Source organism: Marinoscillum sp., assembly GCF_965229915.1.
GTDB lineage: Bacteria > Bacteroidota > Bacteroidia > Cytophagales > Cyclobacteriaceae > Marinoscillum.
The window spans coordinates 701,109-724,793 of the sequence record NZ_CBDDJZ010000001.1 but is presented as its reverse complement, the minus strand read 5'-3'; the positions used below and the strand labels follow the sequence as shown (position 1 = coordinate 724,793).

Below are 23,685 nucleotides of genomic sequence, written 5' to 3'. Positions count from 1 at the left end.
ATGAAAAAAAAGAGGAAAGAGATTTTATTTGAGAAGTATAAACTCCTTGTAGCGGCTAGGAATTTTCACTATGATAATTTCAGTAAATGGCTTACCTATTTCTATGTTGCCAATGCTGCCATTTTTGTAGGGTATATACAAGTTTTAATATCAGATGAAATTCCCCAAAAGGAATTAGTTAAGATTCCCATATTGCTCTTCGGCTTTATTGCCGGTCTTCTTCTATTCTGGTCGAGTAAGGGCTATTATTATTGGAATATTAATTTCATCATGCTTGTCAACCATTATGAGAAAACGCTTTTGAAATGGAAAAAGGATGAAAGGATATATTCAATGTTTGCTAACAAGAAAGAACAGAATAACTATTCGAATATAGTCAAAGGAGCGAATTTCAGCACCTCAAAGATTGCCATTCTATTCTCATATTTGATCGTTTTTTCATGGGGAAACCTGTTGATTTATTATTTAATCAGCTTCTGTATTTGTTCAATTTCATTCAGAATATTGCTCACACTGATTTTATCCGTGACATTAATACTCGTTCTGAGTTTTCCTTTTCACAAAGACAAGTACGATAATCCGAGACATTTTCTCTGGAGTAATACCGATCCTCTATATGATTTGAAAATCAAACAGGACAAGGACAGTTAATAACATTCCTATGGTCAACCATCTTAGACGATGTTAGATCGACTAATTACAGAAATTAGAACATCAATACGGTCAGGCAATTCAGCAATTTTCTGTGGAGCAGGAATCTCATATAATTCGGGCCTCCCACTAGCAACTGACTTAGTTAAGAAAATATTGGAATCCATTGATATAAAAGGCAAAGATGCTGTTCCAATCCTCAATTCAAACATGCCCTTTGAATTCTTTATGGAGACCATATTCAAAGAGGTAAGCATTGATGAAATATTGGATATTTTCAAAATGGGTGAACCCAATGCGAATCATGAATTGATTGCTGAACTTCTGAAAGGAGGCTTTATTAATACAGTTGTAACTACAAACTTTGATCAGTTAATTGAAAAAGCTCTCGAAAATATTGGTCTACATCGTGGTTCCCACTTTGAAGTTTATTCCTCCGAAGAGGAATTCGGCTCAGTGAATTGGTCCGATCAGACCATTAAAATAATCAAGCTTCATGGCTGTATTTCTAAGAAAGACGAGGTAGCTATCACTCTTGATCTTGTAGCTAATAAAACGTTTTGTATCAATAAAAATCAAATAATTAAAGAATTCTTTACCAGGGATATACATCCAAATGTCATTGTGATAGGATATAGTTGCTCAGATCTATTTGACATTTCTCCTCAAATTGAGATCGTGAATGAGAATACAAGTAAAGTCTTCTTTATTCAACATGTTAATAATACTGAAGAAGCAATTGAGGATATTTCTCTCTCTGATCATAAAAACCCCTTTAAATCCTTTACTGGCAAACGTATCAGTATCGATACAGATAACTTCACAAAAGAAATCTGGACAGCATTGATCCTGCGGCAATATAAATTCATCAATCCAACATCTATTTCTTGGACTCATAACATAGATAACTGGGTTAGTCAGGCAATAGCAACGAATTCCATTGGGATAAAGCATCATTTGCCCGCCCGATGGTATTATGATATTGGAGAATACCAATATTCAGCCCAGCACTGTGAGCAAGGTATGATCATAGCGCAAAACCTAAGTAACCAAATTACTTTTTATAGCGAATTGGGAAACCTAGGAATGGCCTTTAATGCTCTTGGTAAGTATAAAGAAGCCAGAAGTTGCTTGGAAGAGTCAGTGAGAGCTTGTCATGATCTTGGAAATCTTCAAGGTGAAATAGCGCAACTCCAGTCGCTGGGAAACATTTATCGCAACCTTGGGGAATTTAATTCAGCAATAGATGTATACACCAAAGCAGCATCCATGGCTGCACTGAAGGGGGATTTAGATGACAGATGCACCTCTTTAGGGAATTTAGCAACGGTGTTTAACCAGACTGATCAACCAGACCAGGCAATTAAGTGTTTAAATGAAGGGTTGAAGCTAGCCAAACAAGTAGGTAATAAACAGTCTGAAGGAAGTATGCTTTGTAGTTTGGGTATTTCTTATGCACAAAAAGGCAATCTTAAGAAAGCATTCGAATATGTGAATCAAAGCCTTGATACAACAAGATTAATTGGTGATCGTCAAGGAGAATGTATGGCATTACTAAATTTATCAAATCTCCATCTTTATAATAAGGATTTTGATGAATGTCTGGCCATATCATTAGATTCTCTGAAAATAGCAAGACTGATCAACTCAAGACAAAACGAAGCTGGGTCATCCTACATTATCGGCAGCTCTTATTTTTTCAAGGGAGATATTAAATTGGCAATAAAGAATCTTAAGAATGCGATCAAGATTTACACGGATATTTATGGGATAGATCACCGACATACTCAGGTGGCAATAAAGGCCCTGACCAAAGCAGAAAACTTCCCAGGTTAGCAAGGTAACAAATGGATCAAATTAGGACATTCAGCGATAGTAGATTAGAGGGTCAATGTATCTATTGCGGTAAAAGACCCGATTCAAGAGAACATGTTCCCTCAAAGGTTCTCTTGGACAAACCATATCCTGAAAACTTGCCAATAGTCTCCGCTTGTAAAAAATGCAACCAGGCCTTTTCTTTAGATGAAGAGTACTTAGCTTGTATCCTTGAATGTACCCTTTGCGGAACAACAGAACCAAGATCACTCTCAAGAAAGAAGATCATCAATATTTTACAGAGGAAGCCGAAATTGAAAGCTCGAATTGAGACAAGCAAGAGAACAATAGACAATCATATTCACTTTCAGGTTGAATCTGAAAGAGTAAAGAATGTCATAGAAAAACTAGCTCAGGGAATTGCCAAATTTGAAAATAGCGAGATACAATTTGAGGAACCATATGCCATTTCATACAAGCCTATTATTCTAATGAATGATCAGGAAACAAATGATTTTTTTGATAATGAGGAATTAGAGCTGCTGCCCGAAATTGGCAGTAGGGCCTTTCAAAGAATTATGGTAGACAATGAGGGAGTTCCAAGAGCTTATTGGAAAGATGTCCAAGAAAACAATTTTAGTTATTCCATCGCACATACTCCACAAGAGCTAAGGGTAAGAATGTTGATCTGGAATTATTTAACAGGGGACGTTATTTGGGCCTGAAATCAACATGCATCCTTAATGATATCAATTTGTTGATTCCGATTGAGTACAAAGTGATTGGAGCATTGTTGCCACGAGGCTGTAATCTCATCTCATAGTCTAAACAATTTATTAAAAAATCAAAGTTTAGACAGAAATGAGCTTACACTCCCCCCGCCAATTTGCTATACCATACTTAAACATGACATTAGAGTCTAATGACTGGAATAGAATTGCTTTACCCCTCAGCCACCACTTTCCCCACTAACCTTCTGTTTTTATTCTTTTTCTAATTGGTCGATTGTCCTTCAGAAATGATAAACCACAATTCATTTTGTGATAGGGTACCATTCATTCTGTGACCTACACCCACTCATTTCAGAAAAATTTCCATTTATTCCACTTTCCCCCACCAATTGGGATTTTCACCCCAAAATTCTCCAATCACCACTCCAAGTCATCGGATTTTAGCTACTAACAATCAGTCACTTAACCGGAAAAGCCTTCTTAATGCTCTAAAAAGGGCCCTTTATAGCCTTGAAACAAACTTTTTTAAAAAAGTGGAGTAAAGTGGGAGGATGTGGTTGATTTTGTGGAATCTTTTCATACATTTGTAATGGTGGTTTATATTTTTCTAATGCGATGCGAGAGTATCGCAGCTCAACTATGGCTTTTTTCACAAGCGAGTATGAGTGTAAGTTGGACACTAAGGGTAGGCTAGTCTTACCTGCAAAGATTAAGGCTAATCTACCCGAAGTATCCACGCACGAGCTCGTAATCCGAAAAGGATTCGAGCCAAACTTGATCCTGTATCCGATGCTTGAATACAAGAAGATACATGCCAAGATTGCTGCGCTTAGTGAGTTCAACGCCGAGCAGAGAAAATTAAAACGCAACTTCTTCAGGAGTATCGCACAGGTAGAGCTGGACAATGCGGGACGGATCTTGCTACCTAAGCCAATGCTCGCTCATGCCGGTCTCGAAAAGGAGGCCATACTCATAGGGATGGGCAACTACATTGAAATGTGGAATCCTCAGTTATTTGAGGAACATCAAATAGACGATTCCGAAGAGTACTCAGCACTGGCTCAGAAATACCTCGATGAGTAAACTGGCCCACATATGAGTGCTTATCATGTACCGGTGATGCTTTCTGAGTGCATTGAGGCACTCAACATCCAACCAGAAGGAATCTATGTAGACGTCACCTTCGGCGGAGGGGGACACACTCGAGCGATCCTCGAGCAACTGGATAGCGGAATGCTATATGCTTTTGATCAGGATGCTGATGCAAAGGCCAATGCGGATGATCCCGACTTTATTCGGGATCAGCAAAGACGTTCTTTCACATTTGTGGAATCCAACTTCAGACACCTCAAGAGGCAATTGCGCTTTCATGGGGTGAAGCAAGTAGATGGTATCCTGGCCGATCTGGGCGTTTCCTCGCATCAGCTGGATGAAGGAAGCCGAGGTTTTTCCACTCGATTCGATGGAGCCCTGGACATGCGAATGGATCAGGCAGCTGATCTCACGGCAAAACACGTGGTAAACGAATACGAGCAAAAAGACCTCATTCACCTACTAAGTGCCTACGGAGAGATCAAAAATGCCAAAACGTTGGCAGCCGCGATTATCCGAGCTAGGGGCGCGAAGAAGATCACCCGAAACGAAGAGCTAAGAGAAGTGGCGCTGAGTTGTGCGCCTCGAGGGAGAGAAATGAAGTATCTGGCCCAGCTGTTCCAGGCCATCCGGATAGAGGTGAATGATGAAATGGGTGCTTTGCACGAGTTTTTGGAGCAAACGCCGGAAGTCATCAAGCCAGGAGGCCGACTAGTGGTGATGAGTTACCACTCGCTGGAAGACCGGCCGGTGAAGAACTTCATCAACTCCGGCAACATCCGGGGCAAGCAGGAGAAGGACTTTTATGGCAATGTGATCAAACCTTTCGACGCAGTAACGCGAAAACCGATCACCGCCAGCGAAGAGGAGTTGGAACGAAACAAAAGAGCAAGAAGCGCGAAGCTGAGAATTGCGGAACGCAATTCGAATTGAAAATTGAAAACCTGACCTTGGGTGCCTCTTTAGGGGTTAGGGGTTGCGCGAGGGAAGAATTGAAATAATACAAAAACTTCATTGACCCCAACCCTAAAGGGAGCGAAGTTTTTAAAAAAAGAAATTGGAGGCTTTTAAGATTGGGAAAAACCAAGGATTTAAAGCTTAGGAAATAAATAATTAAAAGTAAAAAAAGTCCTTCTCCTCCTAGGAGAAGGATTTAGGATGAGGTGGTAGAAGAATAAACAATAGGCAAATAGCAAACAGAGTGGATGTTGCCTATTGAAGATTGCAAACTGAATATTGAAAACTAATGGCAACAAATACATTCAAAATACCAGGTAGAAAAACGAGCAGAGGAGGAGGCTTCTTCTCCCTACTGGACAAGGTACTGCCGATGGATGAGTCCATTGCGGACGTGATCCACGTACGGTTTTTGCCACAGATTTTGTTTGTAGCGGTGCTGTGTGTGATCTATATCGGTAGCAGACATTACGCTGAGAAGAAAATCAGAAACATCGATAAGTTGGAAACAGCTGTGGAAGATCTGAGAGCAGATTATATCACACTGAAGTTTGACTATATGTATGCCAGCAAGCAGTCTGAAGTAGCCAAAAAGGCTGCTAAACTAGGACTGAAAGAAAGTGATGTATCACCATATAAAATAGTAGTAGAGGAAAAATGAGCATCCGTACCTCCATATTGCTCAGAGTCAGGATTGCATTCCTAATCGTATTCTTGTTTTCAGCGGGAATACTTTTTCGCATTTTCACCATCCAGCGAGTAGAAGGTGAGAAGTGGAAGGGTTATGCCGAAAGTATTGGACTGGATGTACGAAAAGTCAATGCGACCCGTGGCAATATCTACGCGGATGACGGAAGCTTGTTAGCTACTTCACTTCCATTCTACCAGGTGGCGTTTGATCCCTACCTACCAAGTGATGAGCTCTTCAATTCGCACATCGATTCACTTTGTTATTACCTGGCAGAGTTTTACGGAGATCTCTCCCAGATGCAGTACAAACGAAAAATCGCGCAAGCGAGGAAGGAACGTCGGCGGTACATGATCGTCAACCGACAGGAGATCGACTACCAGGACAAAAAGCGCATCGAGCGCTGGCCTATCTTCAGAGAGGGGCAATATACTGGTGGGATTATCTTCGAGAAGGTGGAAAAAAGGTTTCTGCCTTTTTCGCATTTGGGCTATCGAACCATCGGTACGGTCAATTCAGACAACCGTGGAATAGTAGGATTGGAATATTCCTTCAACAGACAGCTGGCAGGTAAGAATGGCGAGGCGTTGTTTCAAAAAATGGCTGGAGGCGGCTGGAAGCCTGTGTACGACGGTACCGAGATCCGTCCGAAAGATGGCTATGACATCCAGACCACCATCAATGTTAATCTACAAGATGTGACCGAATCTGCATTGTTAAAGCATTTGCAAAAGCACCGCGCGGATTATGGGGTGGCAGTGCTCATGGAAGTAAAAACCGGCGAGATCAAAGCCATCTCCAACCTGAGCCGCAACAGTGCTGGTAATTACTATGAGCAGTACAACTATGCTGTTGGTAGTCAGGGCGCACGTGAGCCGGGATCTACTTTCAAACTGGCGAGCATGATTGCCCTGTTGGAAGACTCGGATATCGAGCTAACGGATACGGTCAATACGGGCAATGGCGTAATGAAATTTTTCAACGAGACCATGCGAGACCATAAGCCGGGTGGATATGGTACACTCACCGTGCAGGAGGTATTTGAGAAGAGTTCGAATATTGGCACGGCCAAGTTGATCACTCAGCATTTTGGGGATAACCCATCACGGTATACCGATTATATCAAACAGATAGGACTGGACAAACCGCTTGGTTTTCAGATGGTTGGGGAAGGAGTTCCTTACATCAAAGACCCGACGGACAGCACCTGGTCAGGGATATCCCTGCCTTGGATTTCACATGGCTATGAGTTGAAAATGACGCCTCTTCAGACCCTTACTCTGTACAATGCGGTGGCGAATAATGGCAAGATGATCCAGCCTCTGATTGTGAAGAAGGTAAAGAAAGCCAACAAAGACATAGAGGTTTACAAGGCCAAAGTGCTCAATGATCGTATTTGCTCGAAAGAGACATTGCGCAAAGTACGCATCATGCTAGAGGGCGTGGTAGATCGTGGAACTGCCGAAAACATTAAAAACGAGAAGTATAAGATTGCCGGTAAGACAGGCACTGCCAAAAAGGTGGAGAATGGCCGATACACCAATCAGTACTACACCTCATTTGCTGGCTATTTTCCAGCCGACAATCCGCAGTACAGCTGCATCGTGGTGATTGATGAACCGAAAGGGTATCACATCTACGGTAGCGATGTGGCGGCACCGGTCTTCAAGGAAATTGCTGATAAGATCTATGCTCTGGAAACACAGCTGCACCAGGAACTACCGGACGATCGGGATCAGTATGCTGGAGTATTTCCAGTGATTCGCTCAGGAAAGCAGGATGAGTTGCAGATGATCTCCAATCAATTGGGCATCTCCAATCATTCAGAAACGGAAGCCACCTGGGTGACTACCGATGTGGTCAATCATTCAGTTTTTTGGGAAGACAATCAACCCAAGCCAGATCACATTCCAGATGTACGAGGCATGACGTTGCGCGATGCGATCTATGTATTGGAAAATATGGGTTTAAAAGTGAAGGTAAATGGTCGGGGACGAGTCAGTACCCAATCATTACTTCCTGGAACAAAATTTTCAAAAGGAACCAACATTAAACTGGAGTTGAGCTAATGCCATTGTTAAAAGACATATTGTTTGGAGCGTCGCTGATCGAGATCCACGGGGATCGGGATCAGGAGATCACTTCGTTGGCATTGGATTCCAGAAAAGTGCAGAAGGGTGGATTGTTTTTTGCCGTACCTGGACTGACTGTGGATGGTCATGATTTTATCGATAAGGCCATCGAGTTAGGCGCATCAGCGATTGTTTGTGAAGAGATTCCTCAAGATTTAAGGAAAAACACGACGTATATACAGGTGGAGAATAGCGCTGCTGCAATGGGAGTTGTGGCAGCCAACTTCTTTGACAACCCTTCGAAAAAGCTACGGCTCGTAGGAATTACTGGTACCAATGGGAAAACAACTACGGCTACCTTGTCTTTCCAGCTATTTCAGCAGTTGGGCTACAAAGTGGGCTTACTCTCGACTGTGGAGAACAAGATCAATGACAAAGTATTAGAGTCGAAATACACCACACCGGATGCCATCGCCATCAATGAGTTGTTGGCGCAGATGGTGAAGGAAGGATGCACCCACGCATTCATGGAAGTGAGTTCGCATGCTTTAGTACAGCACAGAACCAAAGGGTTGGATTTTGCTGGTGGGGTGTTCACCAACATCACCCATGATCACCTGGACTATCACGAGACGTTCGACGAGTACATCCGTGCAAAGAAGTTGCTTTTTGATGGTTTGTCCAGAGAGGCATTTGCACTCGTCAATGTAGACGACAAGCGAGGGCACGTGATGATGCAAAATACGCGTGCTGATAAGAATACTTATTCGCTGAAGTCCATGGCGGACTACAAAGCGAAGATACTGCACAATACCCTACAGGGATTGGAGCTGGATATCGATGGCGTGAGTACCTGGTTCAAGCTGATCGGAGACTTCAATGCCTACAACCTGCTGGCGGTCTATGCCACGGCAGTGTTGTTGGAAGAAGAGAAGGAGGAGGTGCTGACTGCTTTGTCTCAGATGGATGGTGCCAGAGGTCGGTTTGAGCAGGTTCAAAATCCGAATGACATCCTGGCGATTGTGGATTATGCGCATACGCCTGATGCTCTGGAAAATGTGTTGAAAACCATCGACAACCTAAGAACCAGACAAGAAACGGTCATTACGGTGATTGGCTGTGGTGGTAATAGAGACAAGGGCAAACGACCAGAAATGGCGCGAATTGCTGCACAGTTCAGCAATAAGATCATCTTGACTTCTGATAACCCAAGGGATGAAGACCCACAACAAATCTTAACAGATATGATGGCGGGCGTACCCAAAGTGGATCAGAAGAAAACGATGGTGATCGAAGATCGGAAAGAGGCGATTCGCACAGCGTGTAACCTGGCCAACCCGATGGATATCATCCTGGTGGCTGGCAAAGGTCATGAGACCTATCAAGAGATAAAAGGAGTGAGAAATCACTTTGACGATAAAGAAGTGTTGAGCAAAATGCTCAACAGTTAATGGATAATGAATAATTGAAAATGGATAATTGGAAAATACGGAGTTTGAGAACAAATGATGAGTTAGTCATGCATTCTCAATTCTCAATTTTCCATTCTCAACTGTAAAAGATATGCTCTACTACCTGTTTGATTTTTTAGATAAACAATTTGACCTGATGGGTGCCAGCGTGTTCCGCTACATCTCATTCAGGGCAGGTATGGCTGCATTGATTTCTTTGGTCATTAGCATCGTATTTGGGAAGCAGCTGATCAACATGCTGCGTCGCTTCCAGATGGGTGAATCCATACGTGATTTAGGGCTCGAAGGACAGATGGAAAAAGCCGGCACACCTACTATGGGCGGCATTATCATCATTGCTTCCATTGCTATCCCAACTTTACTGTTTGCTCAGATTGGCAATATCTACGTGATCCTACTGCTGGTGACAGCTGTTTGGATGGGGCTGATTGGTTTTACGGATGACTATCTGAAGGTTAAGAAGAAAAACAAAGAAGGTTTAGCAGGTCATTTCAAGATTGTGGGTCAGGTAGTGATTGGGTTGATTGTTGGGCTGGTGATGGTGATGCATCCTGATGTGGCCATTCCTGAGCTTGGCGGTGTGGGGGTTTCTGATAGCAACGCTATCGTGACGACTATACCTTTCTTTAAGAACAATGAATTCCAGTACGACTGGTTATTGCCGTATTTTCTGGAAGACTATACCTGGGTCATTTACGTACTGGCAGTGATCTTCATCATTACCTCCGTGTCCAACGCGGCTAATTTGACCGATGGTTTGGATGGCTTGGCAGGGGGTTCTTCAGCGATCATTGGTTTGACATTGGTGGTTTTTGCTTACCTGTCTGGTAATGCGGTGTTTGCCGATTACCTCAACATCGCCTTCATCCCCAACTCCGGTGAGCTGGTGATTTTTGGAGCAGCCTTTGTCGGTGCCTGCATTGGCTTCCTCTGGTTCAATTCCTATCCGGCACAGGTCTTTATGGGCGATACGGGTAGTCTCTCGCTTGGAGCAACCATTGCGGTGTTTGCACTCGTGATTCGCAAAGAATTATTGATTCCATTGCTCTGCGGAGTGTTTTTCGTGGAGACGATATCTGTAATGATTCAGGTGTCTTATTTCAAATACACCAAGAAAAAGTATGGTGAGGGCAGAAGGGTTTTCCTCATGTCGCCACTGCACCATCATTACCAAAAGAAAGGTTGGCATGAAGCCAAAATCGTCACCAGGTTCTGGACATCCGGAATCCTGCTGGCCATAATCACATTAGCGACGCTTAAACTTAGATGATCCGAATATGACACTTGAACAACTCACACAACTCAACGAAAAATTCCAGAGCAAAGCTTCTCAGTTAGCAGAACTACTGCCGGGAAGCAACCTATTGGCCTTTTCTACTGCGATCATGCGCAGTGCTCAGAAAATGGACAAGGTGCTGCATAAGGTATTGAGTGCGAAGGGTCAGATCAGTTTTTACAATCAAATGGATGCGTTGGAAGAGGAGATGGATGAGTTGATCTACATGATTGATAAACTGGATGACGCAAACCGCAAACGAAAAATACCAACGATCACCGATTTTGTAAAGAAAGGCTATGAGCTACTGTCCCTTTACTCCATCTGCTGTGATCAGATCATCGAACGCAAAATGAAAAAACAAGACGACCTACTTTGAGTAAGACCATCACCATATTGGGAGCAGGCGAAAGCGGTATCGGAGCGGCCATTCTGGGCATGAAGCAAGGATACACCGTTTTCTTGTCCGATGCGGGTGGCATCTCGGCAGACAGGAAAGCTGTGCTCGATTCATATGGGGTGGAATTTGAAGAGGGTGGTCACTCAGTCGATCGAATCCTGCTGTCAGACGAGATCATCAAAAGTCCGGGCATTCCTGACAAGATCAGCTTGATTCAAAACGCTTTAGCAAAAGACATTCCAGTCATCTCGGAAATCGAATTTGCTTATCGGTACATACCGGAAGGTGCCAAAGTCATCGCGATCACAGGAACTAATGGTAAGACTACTACGACCTTGCTGACTCACCATTTACTGAAAACAGCCGGACTGAAAGTAGCGCTTGGCGGCAATGTGGGAGTAAGTTTAGCGCGTTTAGTGGCTGAGGGAGGTTATGATTATTATGTAGTAGAGGTCAGCAGCTTCCAGCTGGATGGAGTGGTGAAGTTCAAGCCTGATGTGGCCGTGCTACTGAATATTACTCCGGATCATCTGGATCGCTATGATTACGATTTTCAAAAGTATGTCGCCTCTAAGTTTAGAATCACGGAGAATTTGACACATGAAGAGGCTTTTGTCTACTGTGCAGATAGTGAGCCAGTAACAGAGGAAGTAACCAAAAGAAAAATTGATGCGTGTTTGTTTGCTGTCTCAACGACGAAAGATCCAAGGTGGCAGGCCTACATGGAAGACGATCACCTGATTTTCAACTACCGCTTCAAGGCAAAAAGTAAGAAACATACCATTCCGGTCTCGGAAATCGCCCTGATCGGAAAACACAACATGATCAACTCCATGTCTGCAGTGCTGTCCGCGCTAAACATGGACGTGTCCATCCAGGACATTATGAGAGGGCTCAAAACCTTCGCCAACGCGCCACACCGATTGGAGCCGTGCGGGGAGGTGGATGGAGTGCGCTTTGTGAACGACTCCAAAGCGACCAATGTAGATGCGGTCTATTATGCACTGGATGGCGTAAAGGCCAATATCATCTGGGTAGCAGGAGGTATCGACAAAGGCAACGAATACGAGCAAATTGATGAGTTGGTGAAGGAAAAAGTGAAAGGTATTGTATGCCTTGGAGTAGATAATACCAAGCTGAAAGCACACTTCGGTGGAAGTGTCAACCAGATAAAAGAAACGAAATCAACCATAGAAGCAGTACAGCTAGCCAGCAGAATGGCTGAGAAAGGAGACGTGGTGTTACTCTCTCCGGCATGTGCCAGCTTCGACTTATTCAAAAACTACGAAGATAGAGGGGATCAGTTCAGAAGAGCTGTACAGGAACTAATGGCAACTAAAAAGGAAAGCGTATGAATTCGGTAAAAGAATGGGCTTACAATAATCTAAAAGGTGATCCGGTGATCTGGTTCATCGTATTCTTGCTTTCCATCTTAAGCATCCTGGTAGTATACAGTTCTACTGGAAGCCTTGCTTACAAAATGATGGGTGGAGATACGGAATACTATTTATTCAAGCATTCGTCACTTGTGCTGCTGAGCTTGTTTGCCATGTGGCTGGCACATAAAATTGATTACAGATATTATTCCAAAATCTCACGTATTGCGCTTTGGCTATCGGTGCCATTGTTGTTGATCACCTGGCATTATGGTACGAATACCAATGGTGCTTCCAGATGGTTGACCATTCCCATCATCAACCAGGCATTCCAGCCGTCAGATCTAGCCAAATTGGCCTTGCTGATTACTGTGACGAGTATGCTCTCTAAGAGGCAAAAAAGTATTGATGATTTTCAGAAAGCCATTGTTCCGGTTTTGATCTGGGTCGGGTTGATTTGTGGTTTGATCGCCATGACCAATATTTCCACTGCAGTGCTACTTTTCGGTACTTGTATGCTGATGTTGTTCATCGGACGTGTACCGGTCAAGTACCTGGCCATGCTGATGGTGATTGGAGTAATAGCTGGAGGTGCTGCACTGGCGATAGGTCAGCGTGGTGGTACAGCTAAGAGCCGTATCGAAAGCTTTATCAACTCGGAAGAAATTCCATTCCAGGCCAAGCAAGCCAATATTGCCATCGCGACAGGCGGACTATTTGGTAAAGGTCCTGGTCAAAGTGATCAACGAAATTATTTACCATCATCCTATTCGGATTTCGTGTTTGCGATCATCCTGGAAGAATATGGGATGATTGGCGGTATACTGGTGCTCCTGCTGTACCTGGCATTGCTTTATAGGGGCATGAAAGCTGCAGCCGAGAGTGACCGGGCTTATGGAGGACTGCTGTCTGCCGGATTATCCTTTGCACTGGTGATGCAGGCCATGGTCAACATGGGTGTAGCGGTAGGACTTGGACCAATCACGGGATTGCCACTTCCATTAATTAGTATGGGGGGAACCTCGCAGTTATTTACCGGACTGGCGCTAGGAATTATCTTGAGTGTCAGCAGAGGAGAGATCGATGATATCGGGTCACCAATGACCAACTCATTTAATAAAGAACGCATTAAAGAAGCAGCATAATCGAAGCAAAGCAACCATATAGCCAACAGCGTCCATTTCGGATCATGATCAGTGGAGGAGGTACCGGTGGGCACATCTACCCGGCCATTTCCATCGCTCAGTCTTTGCAGGAAATGCTGCAGGAGGTGGAGATCCTGTTTGTGGGTGCTCAGGGCAAAATGGAAATGACCAAGGTACCAGAGGCCGGCTTTGAGATTGTAGGATTGTGGATCAGTGGGATTCAGAGAAGCTTATCGCTCCAAAACCTCATGTTCCCTTTCAAGCTGATGAGCAGTCTTTGGAATGCTTTCAAGCTGGTGCGCCAATTCAAGCCGGATGCCGTGGTAGGTGTAGGTGGATACGCCAGTGGACCTTTGTTGTACGCCGCTTCTGCCAAACGCATACCTACTTTGATCCAGGAGCAAAACTCTTATGCTGGTCTGACCAATAAGTTGCTGGCTAAGCGAGTGGATAAAATCTGTGTAGCTCATGGAGGAATGGAAAAGTATTTTCCAGCAGAGAAATTAGTGGTCACAGGCAATCCAGTCAGAAAGACCATCCTTCTTAGAGATAGCTTGAAAGGAGAATCCCACCGCTTCTTTGGGTTGGACCCTGAGAAGAAAACGATTTTAATCGTTGGCGGTAGCCTTGGTGCCAGATCCATCAACGAGATGATCCTGGCCGGGTATGAGCAACTGGCTGACTCGCCTTATCAGGTGCTGTGGCAGACAGGCGGCTTCTACTATGAAGAAATGAAGCGAAGGGTTCCTCATGAGTCCAATAATATCGTGATCAAGGATTTTGTAAGGGAGATGAATTTCGCCTATGACCTGGCGGATGTGGTCATTTCGCGTGCAGGTGCCTTGTCGATTGCCGAGCTGATGCTCACTGGCAAGCCAGCCATTTTGGTGCCAAGTCCGAATGTGGCAGAAGACCATCAGACCATCAATGCCATGGCACTGGTGGAGCGTGATGCGGCTATTTTAGTAAAAGACTTAGAAGGAATGGATACACTCATCCCAACTACGCTGGAGTTGATTGAGGATGAGAAAAGAAAGGAACAATTAAGTAAGAACATCAAGAGCATGTCGCATCCTGATGCTTCGAAGGATATAGCAAACGAAATCATCAAACTGATCGCATGAAATTAGAAGATATACATAACGTCTACTTCATCGGGATCGGTGGTATCGGTATGAGTGCCATTGCGCGTTGGTTCAACAAGCGTGGCGCCAAAGTAGGAGGGTATGATCGTGTGGAGACCAATCTGACCACCAAGCTCTCGCTGGAAGGCATGTGGATTCATTACGAAGACAATCGTAAGGATATCCCTTCGCATTTTCTGAATAAGGAAAATACGCTGATCATTTATACGCCTGCCGTTCCTGCTAAGCATGGTGAGTTAAAATACTTCCAAAGCAAGAAATTTGATGTGCGAAAACGTGCGGAGGTGTTGGGAATCATCTCCATGGACCATTACACCATAGCAGTTGGAGGTACACATGGTAAAACGACTACTTCCTCTATGGTAGCGCATTTGCTGAAACACCATGCGAAGGGGTGTTCGGCGTTCATTGGAGGAATCATGACCAACTATGAGTCCAACCTGATCATCGGGGATGAGGATGCGCCTGTGGTAGTGGAGGCTGATGAGTTTGATCGGTCATTCCATTGGTTGATGCCGAACTATACGGTGGTGACTTCTGTGGATCCGGATCACCTGGATATTTATGGTAGTGAGGCTGAAATGCGTAAGGCTTTCGGCCAGTTCCTGCAGCAGTCGGGCGAGGAAGGAAAAACGCTGATTCATTACAAAGCAGCAGAGAAGGTCAATACGCACCTGGAGCATTTGTATTATACCTACGGACTGGATGGTGGAGATATTCGTGCACATGCTTTGCGTGCTGTGAATGGCATCTTCATTTTTAACTATCAAGGTTCTAAAATCATCAAGGACATCAACTTGTTGGTTCCGGGATTCCACAACGTGGAAAATGCACTGGCTGCCATTACTGTAGCCATTGACATGGGTATCGATTCGGAAACGATCAAAGAAGCCATGAAGAGCTACCGAGGCGTGAAAAGAAGATTTGAATATGTCATCAAGAATGAAAAGTTGATTTACATCGATGATTATGCACATCATCCAGAGGAAATACGAGCTTTTTTGAAATCTGTGAAAGCGCTATTCCCGAAGAAGAAATTGACGGCTGTTTTCCAGCCACATTTATACAGCAGGACCAAGGACTTTCAGGCAGGATTTGCGGATAGTCTGATGCTGGCAGATGAGTTGATCTTATTGGATATTTATCCGGCCAGGGAAGAACCGATATCGGGTGTCTCTTCTGAGATCATTTTTGATAAGGTATTCATTCCCAATCGTCACTTGATTAACAAAGACGAATTGATGGATAAACTCAAGGAGCTGGATGTAGAGTTGCTGGTCACCATAGGAGCCGGAGATATTGATAAGGAAGTGCCAAAGATTAAAGAATACTATTTAAACAAGTTGAAAAGTGAGTCGTGATATTAGAACCATAGTGTTTTTTGCTGTTGCTGCCATCGTGATGGTGGTGACCATCGGCTTCACCGGTGTGAGAAACACCAGCAAGCCAGTCAATGATGTATTGGTGGAGATCCGCGATCAGAATGGTGATTACTTCACTGATCAGATGGAAGTGATCAGTTTGCTTAATGCTGAAAGTACAGATTATGTACTTGGCTTGTCTGTTGATAACCTTGATTTGAAACTGCTGGAAGAGCGCGTAGAATCGAATCCTTTCGTGAAGGAAGCTCAGATCTATCGGGATATCAAAGGCAACCTGTTGGTGAAAGTGGATCAGGCACGACCTATTGCCCGCATTTACAACCCACATGGGCCCGATCAGTACATCGATGAAGATGGTCGGTTGCTGCCAGTTAATGCAAAACACACCGCAAGAGTACCTATCATTGAAACAGAAAGAAGTTTTAGCTGGGAAAGGAGCCTCACCGAGACAGATTACGGAAACGACATTTTGAATCTCCTTAACTATATCGAAAAGGATGAATTCTGGAAAGCGCAAATAGCCCAGATCATCATCGAAAAAGATGGTCAATTAAAGCTATTGCCGCAGGTAACCAAGCAAGAGGTATTGTTTGGCATGCCGGAAGATCTGGATGGAAAGTTCCAGAAGCTGATGGTCTTCTATAAGGAGATCTTACCGAACAAAGGCTGGAATACCTACAGTTCGGTCAATTTAAAATTTCAAAATCAAATCGTCTGTGAATAAATACTTAGTCCATAGTCTCAAGTTTTTAGTCCATAGCTCCAAAGTCATGTGTCGGAATCGCTATCGGCTAACTACTATTCATTATGAACTAAGAAAAACTGCTTAGTAAAATGGAAGACAAAATCATCGTAGGTCTCGACATTGGGACCACCAAAATATGCGCCATAGTTGGACGCAAAAACGAATTCGGGAAACTGGAAGTACTCGGCATGGGTAAGGCAGTCTCGGATGGCGTGATCAGAGGAATTGTAACCAATATTGACAAAACCGTCAATGCCATCGAAAAGGCTGTCAACGAAGCAAGTGAGCAGTCTGGTATTGACATCCGTGTAGTCAATGTGGGGATTGCGGGTCAGCACATTCGTAGTGCCATTCATCATGGATCGATCACCCGAGAGTCCAATGATGAGATCACTGTAGAGGATGTAAACCGACTGAATAACGACATGTACCGTATCGTCATTCCTCCTGGGAGTGAGATCATCCACGTGATGCCGCAGGATTACATCATCGACTATGAAGATGGGATCAAAGATCCTGTAGGGATGTCTGGGGTGAAAATGGAAGCGGACTTCCACATCATCACCGCACAGACCAACGCGATCAACAACATCAATAAGTGCGTAAAACGTGCAGGGTTGGATATCGAAAACCTCATTTTAGAGCCATTGGCTTCAAGCTTGGCGGTTCTCAGCGATGAGGAAAAAGAAGCCGGAGTTTGCCTGGTAGATATAGGAGGTGGTACTACGGATATTGCGGTATTCTATGACAACATCATTCGTCACACAGCAGTCATTCCATTCGGTGGCAACATCATTACTTCAGACATCAAGCAAGGTTGCATGGTGATGGAGCATCAGGCGGAGTTGCTGAAGACCAAGTTTGGTCGGGCAATTTCCGAAGAGGCCAATCCTAATGAGATCGTATCCATTCCAGGATTGAGAAACAGACCTCCAAAGGAAATCTCTGTGAAAAATCTTGCTCACGTGATCGAGGCGAGAATGGAAGAGATCATTGAGATGGTGCACACCGAGATCATTACCTCTGGCTATCACAAGAAGCTGGCAGCAGGAATCGTGGTAACAGGTGGTGGAGCTCAGCTCACCAACTTGCAGCAATTGTTTGAGTACATGACCGGCTTAGACACCAGAATTGGCTATCCAAACGAGCATCTGGGCAAGAGCAAAGTAGACTCTGTGAAGAGCCCAATGTACGCTACATCAGTAGGTTTGGTACTGTCTGGTTTCAGAGCAATCGATATCCGCGAAGAGCGATACAATGAACGAGCCAACGTCAAAAATCATCGAAAAGGAGGTTCGAAGCAGGGTGCTAAATTCTTTCAGAATATTCTGGAAAAAACAAAAGGGCTTTTGATCGATGACCTGGACGATGAAAAAGACTATTAGTCCGACTGTTTTCATAATTGTAGTCATTCTGAACTTGTTTCAGAATCCTCAATGATGAGCTGTTGAATTGAAATAAGATCCTGAAATAAATTCAGGATGACAAAATAAAATAAATGTTTAACCGAGGATAATTACATAAAAACCAAACGTCATGGCAGATAATATGTACAAATTCGATTTACCCTCACATCACAAGTCAATCATCAAAGTGATTGGTGTTGGGGGAGGAGGCAGTAATGCCGTCAACCACATGTACAACCTTGGAATCAAGGATGTAGAATTCGTGGTATGTAACACCGATATTCAGGCACTGGAAAGCAGTCCGGTACCGAATAAACTTCAGCTGGGGGTCAACCTCACTGGGGGACTTGGAGCGGGAGCTAACCCTGAAAAAGGCAAGCACGCGGCTCTGGAGTCCAAAGAAGAAATTAGAGAGATGCTCTCCGATGATACCAAGATGGTGTTCATCACAGCAGGTATGGGTGGTGGAACCGGTACCGGTGCTGCTCCAGTTCTAGCTGAGGTAGCGAAGGAGATGGACATCTTAACGGTCGGTATTGTCACTGCTCCTTTCATGTTTGAAGGGCGCAAAAAGATGACTGCAGCCAATGAAGGGATCGCTGAGCTGAAGGCAAACTGTGATACGGTGCTGGTGATCTTAAATGATAAGCTCAGAGAGATTTTTGGCAACCTTCCGATTCGAGAAGCATTTGGTCAGGCCGATAACGTATTGACAACTGCAGCTAAAGGAATCGCCGAGATCATTACCGTTCCCGGATATGTGAACGTCGATTTTGAAGATGTGAAGACGGTGATGAAAAATGCCGGAGCAGCAGTGATGGGATCAGCACAGACCTATGGCGAAAATAGAGCCAGAAGAGCTGCTGAAGAAGCGCTGAACTCGCCATTACTCAACAACCAGAACATCACAGGAGCTGAGAAAATCCTTCTTTCCATCATGTCTGGTGAGGATGCAGAGCTGCAAATGGACGAGCTGGCAGACATCACGGATTACATGCAGGAGTTTGCCGGTGATGAAGCTGAGGTGATCTTCGGTCACGGTGTGGATCCTAACCTGGGTGAAAACATTCGGGTAACGGTGATTGCTACGGGTTTTGATAACAATGCGGAGATCAAGCCCATTGGTCGCAAGGAGACTGTTTCTAGTTCTTCCTCTACATCGGGAGATTCTAAAAGAGTCTATGACCTGGAGTCTTCTAGACAGATCAATTTGTTTGATGCCAACAAACGATCAGATGATGAAGAAGACGAGGAAGAGTACAAGACTTCATTCAGAAATCAGAAAGAAGACGAAGAAGAAGAGGATGATAAGCCAAAATACGATTTCCTGAAAAGAGAGATCCGTAAGGCGGTAGAGGAGGAAGATGAGGATGAAGTTGAGAATGAATTCGAATTTGACCTGGGTAGTGATTATGAGGTATTCGATGATGCAGAGGAAGAGGAAAAGCAAAGCAAACCCGTAGAAGAGCCTGAAAAAGATCCGTTTTCTTTTGAAAGCATCACGGCGGGACATTCAGCATCGAAGAAACTGGAGTTAATGGAGCAACGAAGAAAGCGTGAAGAGATGCTGGAAGGCACTCAACGTGAAGAGATGGCTTCTAAAAACTTCAAAGAGCGATTTGATGTGCCGGCATACGAGCGCAAAAAGGTGACTTTTACCAAAGTACCTCACAGCGCGGAACGTAATATTTCCAAATTCAATTTGACAGATGAAAACCAGATACTTGGCAACAACAAGTATTTACATGATAATGTGGACTGATCAGCCGATTCGTTAAGGAATTGGTCAGTTTGTTCAGCAATAAATACCTCTTGAGGTAGCTGGAAGGACTGTCTCCAGTGCACAACGATTAAGCAGTACTCTGCACATGACGGAGAGCGTACGGTATTAACCGGCGCTCTTTTTTTTGTTTAAAAGTGAGAATGGTCTCGATTTTATTTCTTTTCATTCTCCATTTTATTAAACTTGATACTTGATTAATCTAATTAGCTTAGAATATGAAAAATCCGTTAGCAGGTCTTATTAGAATGTTTCAGCCGAAGTACTCTGTGGTTGTGAATATGTACCACGTGATTCCTGGAACTCCTGTTAAGAAATTTGAGCACAAACATGAGTTTGGCAAAGGAGAGTTTGATCAGGCTTCGATGTTTTATCACAAAGTGGTGAAAAAGCATGGATCACTTAACTTTCCCAACACTGAGATCCAGTTGATCAAAGGAAAGAAGACGGTCGTTGAGAGAAAGAACTATGGTCCGGTGGATCTAGTGAAGACGCTGAACGTACAAAGCGCCTAATCCAAGTAAGACCTCAAGATATTAGAGACTCCTCGGCATTGCTGAGGAGTTTTTTTGTTTTAGATCCCAGAAGGATCTATTGATCAAATCTCTTTATTCTCCTTAAGAAGATGTTTTAGAATAATCGCATGCAGTTTCTCTGAATTGAACGGCTTAGTCATCAGGTCGTTCATGCCCACCCGAATCGCTTCTTCTCTCACTTCTGGTAGTACATCAGCGGTGAGGGCAATAATTGGGATGTCACCATGTGGAGCTGGCATGTTGCGGATTGCTTCTGCAGCCTGGTAACCATTCATAATCGGCATCTGGATGTCCATGAGAATCAGGTCAAAGTTGTTCGTCATTACCTGATCTAGCGCTTGCTCGCCATTATCGGCAAACTGTACTTCACAGTTCCACTTCTTCAGAAACTTGGCTGCCACAATCTGGTTGATTTGATTGTCTTCCACCAGCAGGATGTTTAACCCTTCTAAGCTGCCCGTCTGGTTGATTTCTATGTTTGGATGTTGCTCTCTGGTTTCTGACTTGGTAAACAGAATGTCAAAGTAAAAAGTGGAACCAGTACCTAACTCGCTTTCTGCTATCAGATCACTGCCTACGAGCTGCAAGAGTTTCTTAGAAATGGAGAGACCCAACCCTGTACCTGATAGGGTATTGTGAGACTGGTCGTGAACCTGGGTGAACCGGTCAAAAATCTTGTCAATGTTTCCTTTGGCAATACCTATTCCTGTATCCTTCACTTGAAAGCGCAGCTTGGTTTTGGAGGCTGAGTCGTTCAGCACAGATACCGAAAGGCTCACCTCGCCATGCAGTGTAAACTTAATCGCATTGCTAATCAGATTATTGAGTATCTGGCTGAGTCTTACAGGATCACCTATCAGGTGATTAGGTGCCTTATCATCCATGTTGAGCTGAAGCCGGATGAGTTTTTGTTCGGCTTTCTGCTTGTAGGTGGAGATGATGTGCTGGCAGACTTCATGGAGTGCAAACTCCTTGTTGTCAAATTCCACATGACCCTCTTCAATTTTGGAAAAATCCAGAATGTCATTGAGGATTACCAACAGGCTTTCGCAGGAGTGGCGCATCAATTTCAGTGAATCCACCTGATCTTCACGCGGATTTTCAGCGAGTAAGTACTCGATGGTACCACTCAGCCCATTCATCGGCGTACGAATCTCATGACTCATGGTAGACAGGAAATCTGCCTTACTTTTAGATGCCTGCTCCGCCTTTTCTTTGGCATTCATGAGCTCCTTTTCGTAGCGCTTTCTGTCTGAGATGTCCCGAATAAATGAAGTGAAAATCACGTCACCTTCCACACGGTTGGCTACAATAGAAAGTTCCAAAGGGATCAGCTTCCCATCTTTGGTAATCCCATTATCTTCTATTCGTCTGTTGAGGTATTTATGCCTGCCGACTTTTAGGTAATAGTTCAAGCCTCGCTCATGTTCTTTGCGTCGATCCTCCGGCACAATACATTCAGCCAGCGGTTTGCCGATGACTTCCTCGGCCTTCCATTTAAAGATGGTTTCGGCTTGGTTGTTCCAAAAGGTGATTAATCCATTGCTATCCATGAGCACCACCGCATCCATCGCATTTTCGATGATTCGGTTGAGTCGATCTACGTTTTCTTCATTGGCTTTCTGGACTTTTTCCTTTTCGCCAATCTCGCTGAGTAGTCGCTCGTTCGTTTCTTCCAGTTTGCTGGTCTTCTCTATGAGCACGGTTTCTATCTGAGCTCTACTGAGGATGCTTAGCTGCTGCTCTGTAAGTACCGACTCAGGAAGAATGGAAACGATAAAGGAAAATGTAGGCAGCAAACCAAAATTCTCCGCAAGTAACGCATACGATCCTTGAAACAGTGATTTGGCCTGTTTATCACCTATGAGTGAACGCAGCTGGTCATAGATGGCCGATACCTCGTGTTTGATGGTCGTTTGAAGATCGCTTTTGGATAGTTGGTTTTTACGAATCAGTTCGAATGTCTGATCTACCTTCTTGTGATACATAGCGCACACTTCCAGGCTCTGATCAGTCAGGTCTACAAATTCCTCACTCATCCGATCCACCAGTTGGTGGCACATACCTTTCTCTTGATCAGCGTTAGGTTCAAATATCAGGCTAAACAAGCTGGAGTTGGCCAGTGAAGGGTATTTGATGCGAAAGTTTCGGCGATGTTGTTCTTTGAGTTTTGCTGGGTTTTCTGAGCGGGTGCTTAGCGCCCGTTCATGAAGCAAATACAGGCCAGGCAGGTAATTGAGCCGCTCTTCCTCTGATTTTTGAATGATCAGTTGGAATTTGCTTTCCAGATTTTCACCCCAGTAGGGCTCCTTTCTGAACCGATCATACTCAACTAGAAAGGAGACAGCTTCTGAAAATGAGCTCCTCTTGGGCAGTTCTTCCTGCCTCAAAAGCTTCGAGATTAAATTCTTCAAACCTTATGAATTACTATCCTCACATACTTTACAAAGGGAGTTAATTGTAATGGGCGGTGAAGGGTAGTAGCAACCGATACGGTTTTTCATAAGTTTTTGGTCAAGGTTGGTATTACCGGAAATATAAAGCATTTATTGTAACCTGACTAAAATCTAAGGGTGAGCCAGCAATCTTCGATGGTAATTGACTTGTCCGAGGTGATAAGTGAGATGGCCGTGTAGATGAATGAGAAACTTTGCGGTAGTCATAGGATCACCAAATACATCAATGGGGTATTTCTCGTCAAGAGAAGAATCATTGAGATTGGTCAGAACAGATGACACCACATCAAGAGTAGCTTGTAAGCTATCGATGAGTTGTGCGCGGGGTACATCCCGATCACTAAACTCTGCCTCCCGGTTTCTTACATATCCTGTATCTCCCAGAATAGCACCAATAAAGTGATTGAGGTTTCCGGCTAGGTGTAGAGCGAGTGTGCCGGCTGAATTGTTGATCCCTGTTGGGACTAACCAAATGAAATGCTCATTCGGATATTGCTCGATTTCTTTGATCAGGATATTCAGATCACGAATAAATAGTTCTTTCAGTTCTGATTTCATAG

Annotated in this window: 20 protein-coding genes; 18 read left to right on the top strand and 2 right to left on the bottom strand. The window is 44.0% G+C overall.

Annotation, left to right across the window (positions count from 1 at the left end; all coding sequences use genetic code 11):
• The 18 genes from ACO067_RS03095 (at nucleotide 1) to ACO067_RS03010 (ending at nucleotide 20,648) form a co-directional block, all read left to right on the top strand.
• Nucleotides 1-651, top strand: coding sequence for a hypothetical protein (locus ACO067_RS03095; RefSeq protein ID WP_421870649.1), 651 nt, complete (start codon nucleotides 1-3; stop codon nucleotides 649-651).
• A gap of 30 nt (nucleotides 652-681) precedes the next feature.
• Entirely contained in the window at nucleotides 682-2,487 is a 1,806-nt protein-coding gene (locus ACO067_RS03090) for a tetratricopeptide repeat protein (RefSeq protein WP_421870646.1), read from the top strand.
• Between the two features lie 11 nt (nucleotides 2,488-2,498).
• A complete protein-coding gene (locus ACO067_RS03085; RefSeq protein WP_421870643.1) occupies nucleotides 2,499-3,191 on the top strand; it encodes a hypothetical protein in 693 nt (230 codons plus the stop codon).
• A 645-nt stretch (nucleotides 3,192-3,836) separates the two neighbouring features.
• Entirely contained in the window at nucleotides 3,837-4,280 is a 444-nt protein-coding gene (mraZ, locus tag ACO067_RS03080; RefSeq protein WP_421870640.1) for a division/cell wall cluster transcriptional repressor MraZ, read from the top strand.
• Nucleotides 4,281-4,292: 12 nt separating this feature from the next.
• Complete coding sequence (rsmH, locus tag ACO067_RS03075; RefSeq protein ID WP_421870637.1) at nucleotides 4,293-5,222, top strand: 16S rRNA (cytosine(1402)-N(4))-methyltransferase RsmH; 930 nt, start codon at nucleotides 4,293-4,295, stop codon at nucleotides 5,220-5,222.
• Between the two features lie 313 nt (nucleotides 5,223-5,535).
• A complete protein-coding gene (locus ACO067_RS03070; protein WP_421870635.1) occupies nucleotides 5,536-5,907 on the top strand; it encodes an FtsL-like putative cell division protein in 372 nt (123 codons plus the stop codon).
• Nucleotides 5,904-8,003, top strand: coding sequence for a penicillin-binding protein (locus tag ACO067_RS03065; RefSeq protein WP_421870632.1), 2,100 nt, complete (start codon nucleotides 5,904-5,906; stop codon nucleotides 8,001-8,003). Before ACO067_RS03070 ends, ACO067_RS03065 begins: the two co-directional genes overlap by 4 nt.
• Nucleotides 8,003-9,457, top strand: coding sequence for a UDP-N-acetylmuramoyl-L-alanyl-D-glutamate--2,6-diaminopimelate ligase (locus ACO067_RS03060; protein WP_421870629.1), 1,455 nt, complete (start codon nucleotides 8,003-8,005; stop codon nucleotides 9,455-9,457). Before ACO067_RS03065 ends, ACO067_RS03060 begins: the two co-directional genes overlap by 1 nt.
• A gap of 112 nt (nucleotides 9,458-9,569) precedes the next feature.
• A complete protein-coding gene (mraY, locus tag ACO067_RS03055; protein ID WP_421870627.1) occupies nucleotides 9,570-10,748 on the top strand; it encodes a phospho-N-acetylmuramoyl-pentapeptide-transferase in 1,179 nt (392 codons plus the stop codon).
• 7 nt (nucleotides 10,749-10,755) lie between these two features.
• Nucleotides 10,756-11,133 (top strand): hypothetical protein, encoded by a 378-nt coding sequence (locus tag ACO067_RS03050; protein WP_421870624.1) that lies wholly within the window; start codon nucleotides 10,756-10,758, stop codon nucleotides 11,131-11,133.
• Complete coding sequence (gene murD / locus ACO067_RS03045) at nucleotides 11,130-12,509, top strand: UDP-N-acetylmuramoyl-L-alanine--D-glutamate ligase (protein ID WP_421870621.1); 1,380 nt, start codon at nucleotides 11,130-11,132, stop codon at nucleotides 12,507-12,509. The genes ACO067_RS03050 and murD overlap by 4 nt, the downstream gene beginning before the upstream one ends.
• Nucleotides 12,506-13,675: an FtsW/RodA/SpoVE family cell cycle protein gene (locus ACO067_RS03040; protein WP_421870618.1), complete on the top strand. Its 1,170-nt coding sequence runs from the start codon at nucleotides 12,506-12,508 to the stop codon at nucleotides 13,673-13,675. Before murD ends, ACO067_RS03040 begins: the two co-directional genes overlap by 4 nt.
• Complete coding sequence (murG, locus tag ACO067_RS03035; RefSeq protein ID WP_421878264.1) at nucleotides 13,672-14,799, top strand: undecaprenyldiphospho-muramoylpentapeptide beta-N-acetylglucosaminyltransferase; 1,128 nt, start codon at nucleotides 13,672-13,674, stop codon at nucleotides 14,797-14,799. Before ACO067_RS03040 ends, murG begins: the two co-directional genes overlap by 4 nt.
• Entirely contained in the window at nucleotides 14,796-16,181 is a 1,386-nt protein-coding gene (gene murC, locus ACO067_RS03030) for a UDP-N-acetylmuramate--L-alanine ligase (RefSeq protein ID WP_421870616.1), read from the top strand. Before murG ends, murC begins: the two co-directional genes overlap by 4 nt.
• Nucleotides 16,171-16,926 carry a cell division protein FtsQ/DivIB gene (locus ACO067_RS03025; protein WP_421870613.1) on the top strand — a complete coding sequence of 252 codons (756 nt, stop codon included), beginning with the start codon at nucleotides 16,171-16,173 and terminating at the stop codon, nucleotides 16,924-16,926. Before murC ends, ACO067_RS03025 begins: the two co-directional genes overlap by 11 nt.
• Nucleotides 16,927-17,036: 110 nt before the next feature.
• Complete coding sequence (gene ftsA / locus ACO067_RS03020; RefSeq protein WP_421870610.1) at nucleotides 17,037-18,332, top strand: cell division protein FtsA; 1,296 nt, start codon at nucleotides 17,037-17,039, stop codon at nucleotides 18,330-18,332.
• A 151-nt stretch (nucleotides 18,333-18,483) separates the two neighbouring features.
• Entirely contained in the window at nucleotides 18,484-20,115 is a 1,632-nt protein-coding gene (gene ftsZ, locus ACO067_RS03015) for a cell division protein FtsZ (RefSeq protein WP_421870607.1), read from the top strand.
• 236 nt (nucleotides 20,116-20,351) lie between these two features.
• Nucleotides 20,352-20,648 carry a hypothetical protein gene (locus ACO067_RS03010; RefSeq protein WP_421870604.1) on the top strand — a complete coding sequence of 99 codons (297 nt, stop codon included), beginning with the start codon at nucleotides 20,352-20,354 and terminating at the stop codon, nucleotides 20,646-20,648.
• A gap of 83 nt (nucleotides 20,649-20,731) precedes the next feature.
• On the opposite strand, the gene ACO067_RS03005 is transcribed toward ACO067_RS03010, so the two are convergent.
• Entirely contained in the window at nucleotides 20,732-23,083 is a 2,352-nt protein-coding gene (locus tag ACO067_RS03005; RefSeq protein ID WP_421870602.1) for a response regulator, read from the bottom strand.
• A 153-nt stretch (nucleotides 23,084-23,236) separates the two neighbouring features.
• A complete protein-coding gene (locus ACO067_RS03000) occupies nucleotides 23,237-23,683 on the bottom strand; it encodes a DinB family protein (protein WP_421870599.1) in 447 nt (148 codons plus the stop codon).
• Between the last annotated feature and the right edge of the window lie 2 nt (nucleotides 23,684-23,685).

Bases quoted from the DNA above. Each gene is read 5' to 3' on its own strand.
- ACO067_RS03010 (WP_421870604.1), top strand. From the start codon at position 20,352: ATGAAAAATCCGTTAGCAGGTCTTATTAGAATGTTTCAGCCGAAGTAC.
- ACO067_RS03070 (WP_421870635.1), top strand. From the start codon at position 5,536: ATGGCAACAAATACATTCAAAATACCAGGTAGAAAAACGAGCAGAGGA.
- ACO067_RS03065 (WP_421870632.1), top strand. From the start codon at position 5,904: ATGAGCATCCGTACCTCCATATTGCTCAGAGTCAGGATTGCATTCCTA.
- ACO067_RS03090 (WP_421870646.1), top strand. From the start codon at position 682: ATGTTAGATCGACTAATTACAGAAATTAGAACATCAATACGGTCAGGC.
- mraY (WP_421870627.1), top strand. From the start codon at position 9,570: ATGCTCTACTACCTGTTTGATTTTTTAGATAAACAATTTGACCTGATG.
- murC (WP_421870616.1), top strand. From the start codon at position 14,796: ATGAAATTAGAAGATATACATAACGTCTACTTCATCGGGATCGGTGGT.
- ACO067_RS03060 (WP_421870629.1), top strand. From the start codon at position 8,003: ATGCCATTGTTAAAAGACATATTGTTTGGAGCGTCGCTGATCGAGATC.
- ACO067_RS03050 (WP_421870624.1), top strand. From the start codon at position 10,756: ATGACACTTGAACAACTCACACAACTCAACGAAAAATTCCAGAGCAAA.
- ftsZ (WP_421870607.1), top strand. From the start codon at position 18,484: ATGGCAGATAATATGTACAAATTCGATTTACCCTCACATCACAAGTCA.
- ACO067_RS03000 (WP_421870599.1), bottom strand. From the start codon at position 23,683: ATGAAATCAGAACTGAAAGAACTATTTATTCGTGATCTGAATATCCTG.
- ACO067_RS03095 (WP_421870649.1), top strand. From the start codon at position 1: ATGAAAAAAAAGAGGAAAGAGATTTTATTTGAGAAGTATAAACTCCTT.
- ACO067_RS03085 (WP_421870643.1), top strand. From the start codon at position 2,499: ATGGATCAAATTAGGACATTCAGCGATAGTAGATTAGAGGGTCAATGT.
- mraZ (WP_421870640.1), top strand. From the start codon at position 3,837: ATGGCTTTTTTCACAAGCGAGTATGAGTGTAAGTTGGACACTAAGGGT.
- rsmH (WP_421870637.1), top strand. From the start codon at position 4,293: ATGAGTGCTTATCATGTACCGGTGATGCTTTCTGAGTGCATTGAGGCA.
- ACO067_RS03040 (WP_421870618.1), top strand. From the start codon at position 12,506: ATGAATTCGGTAAAAGAATGGGCTTACAATAATCTAAAAGGTGATCCG.
- ftsA (WP_421870610.1), top strand. From the start codon at position 17,037: ATGGAAGACAAAATCATCGTAGGTCTCGACATTGGGACCACCAAAATA.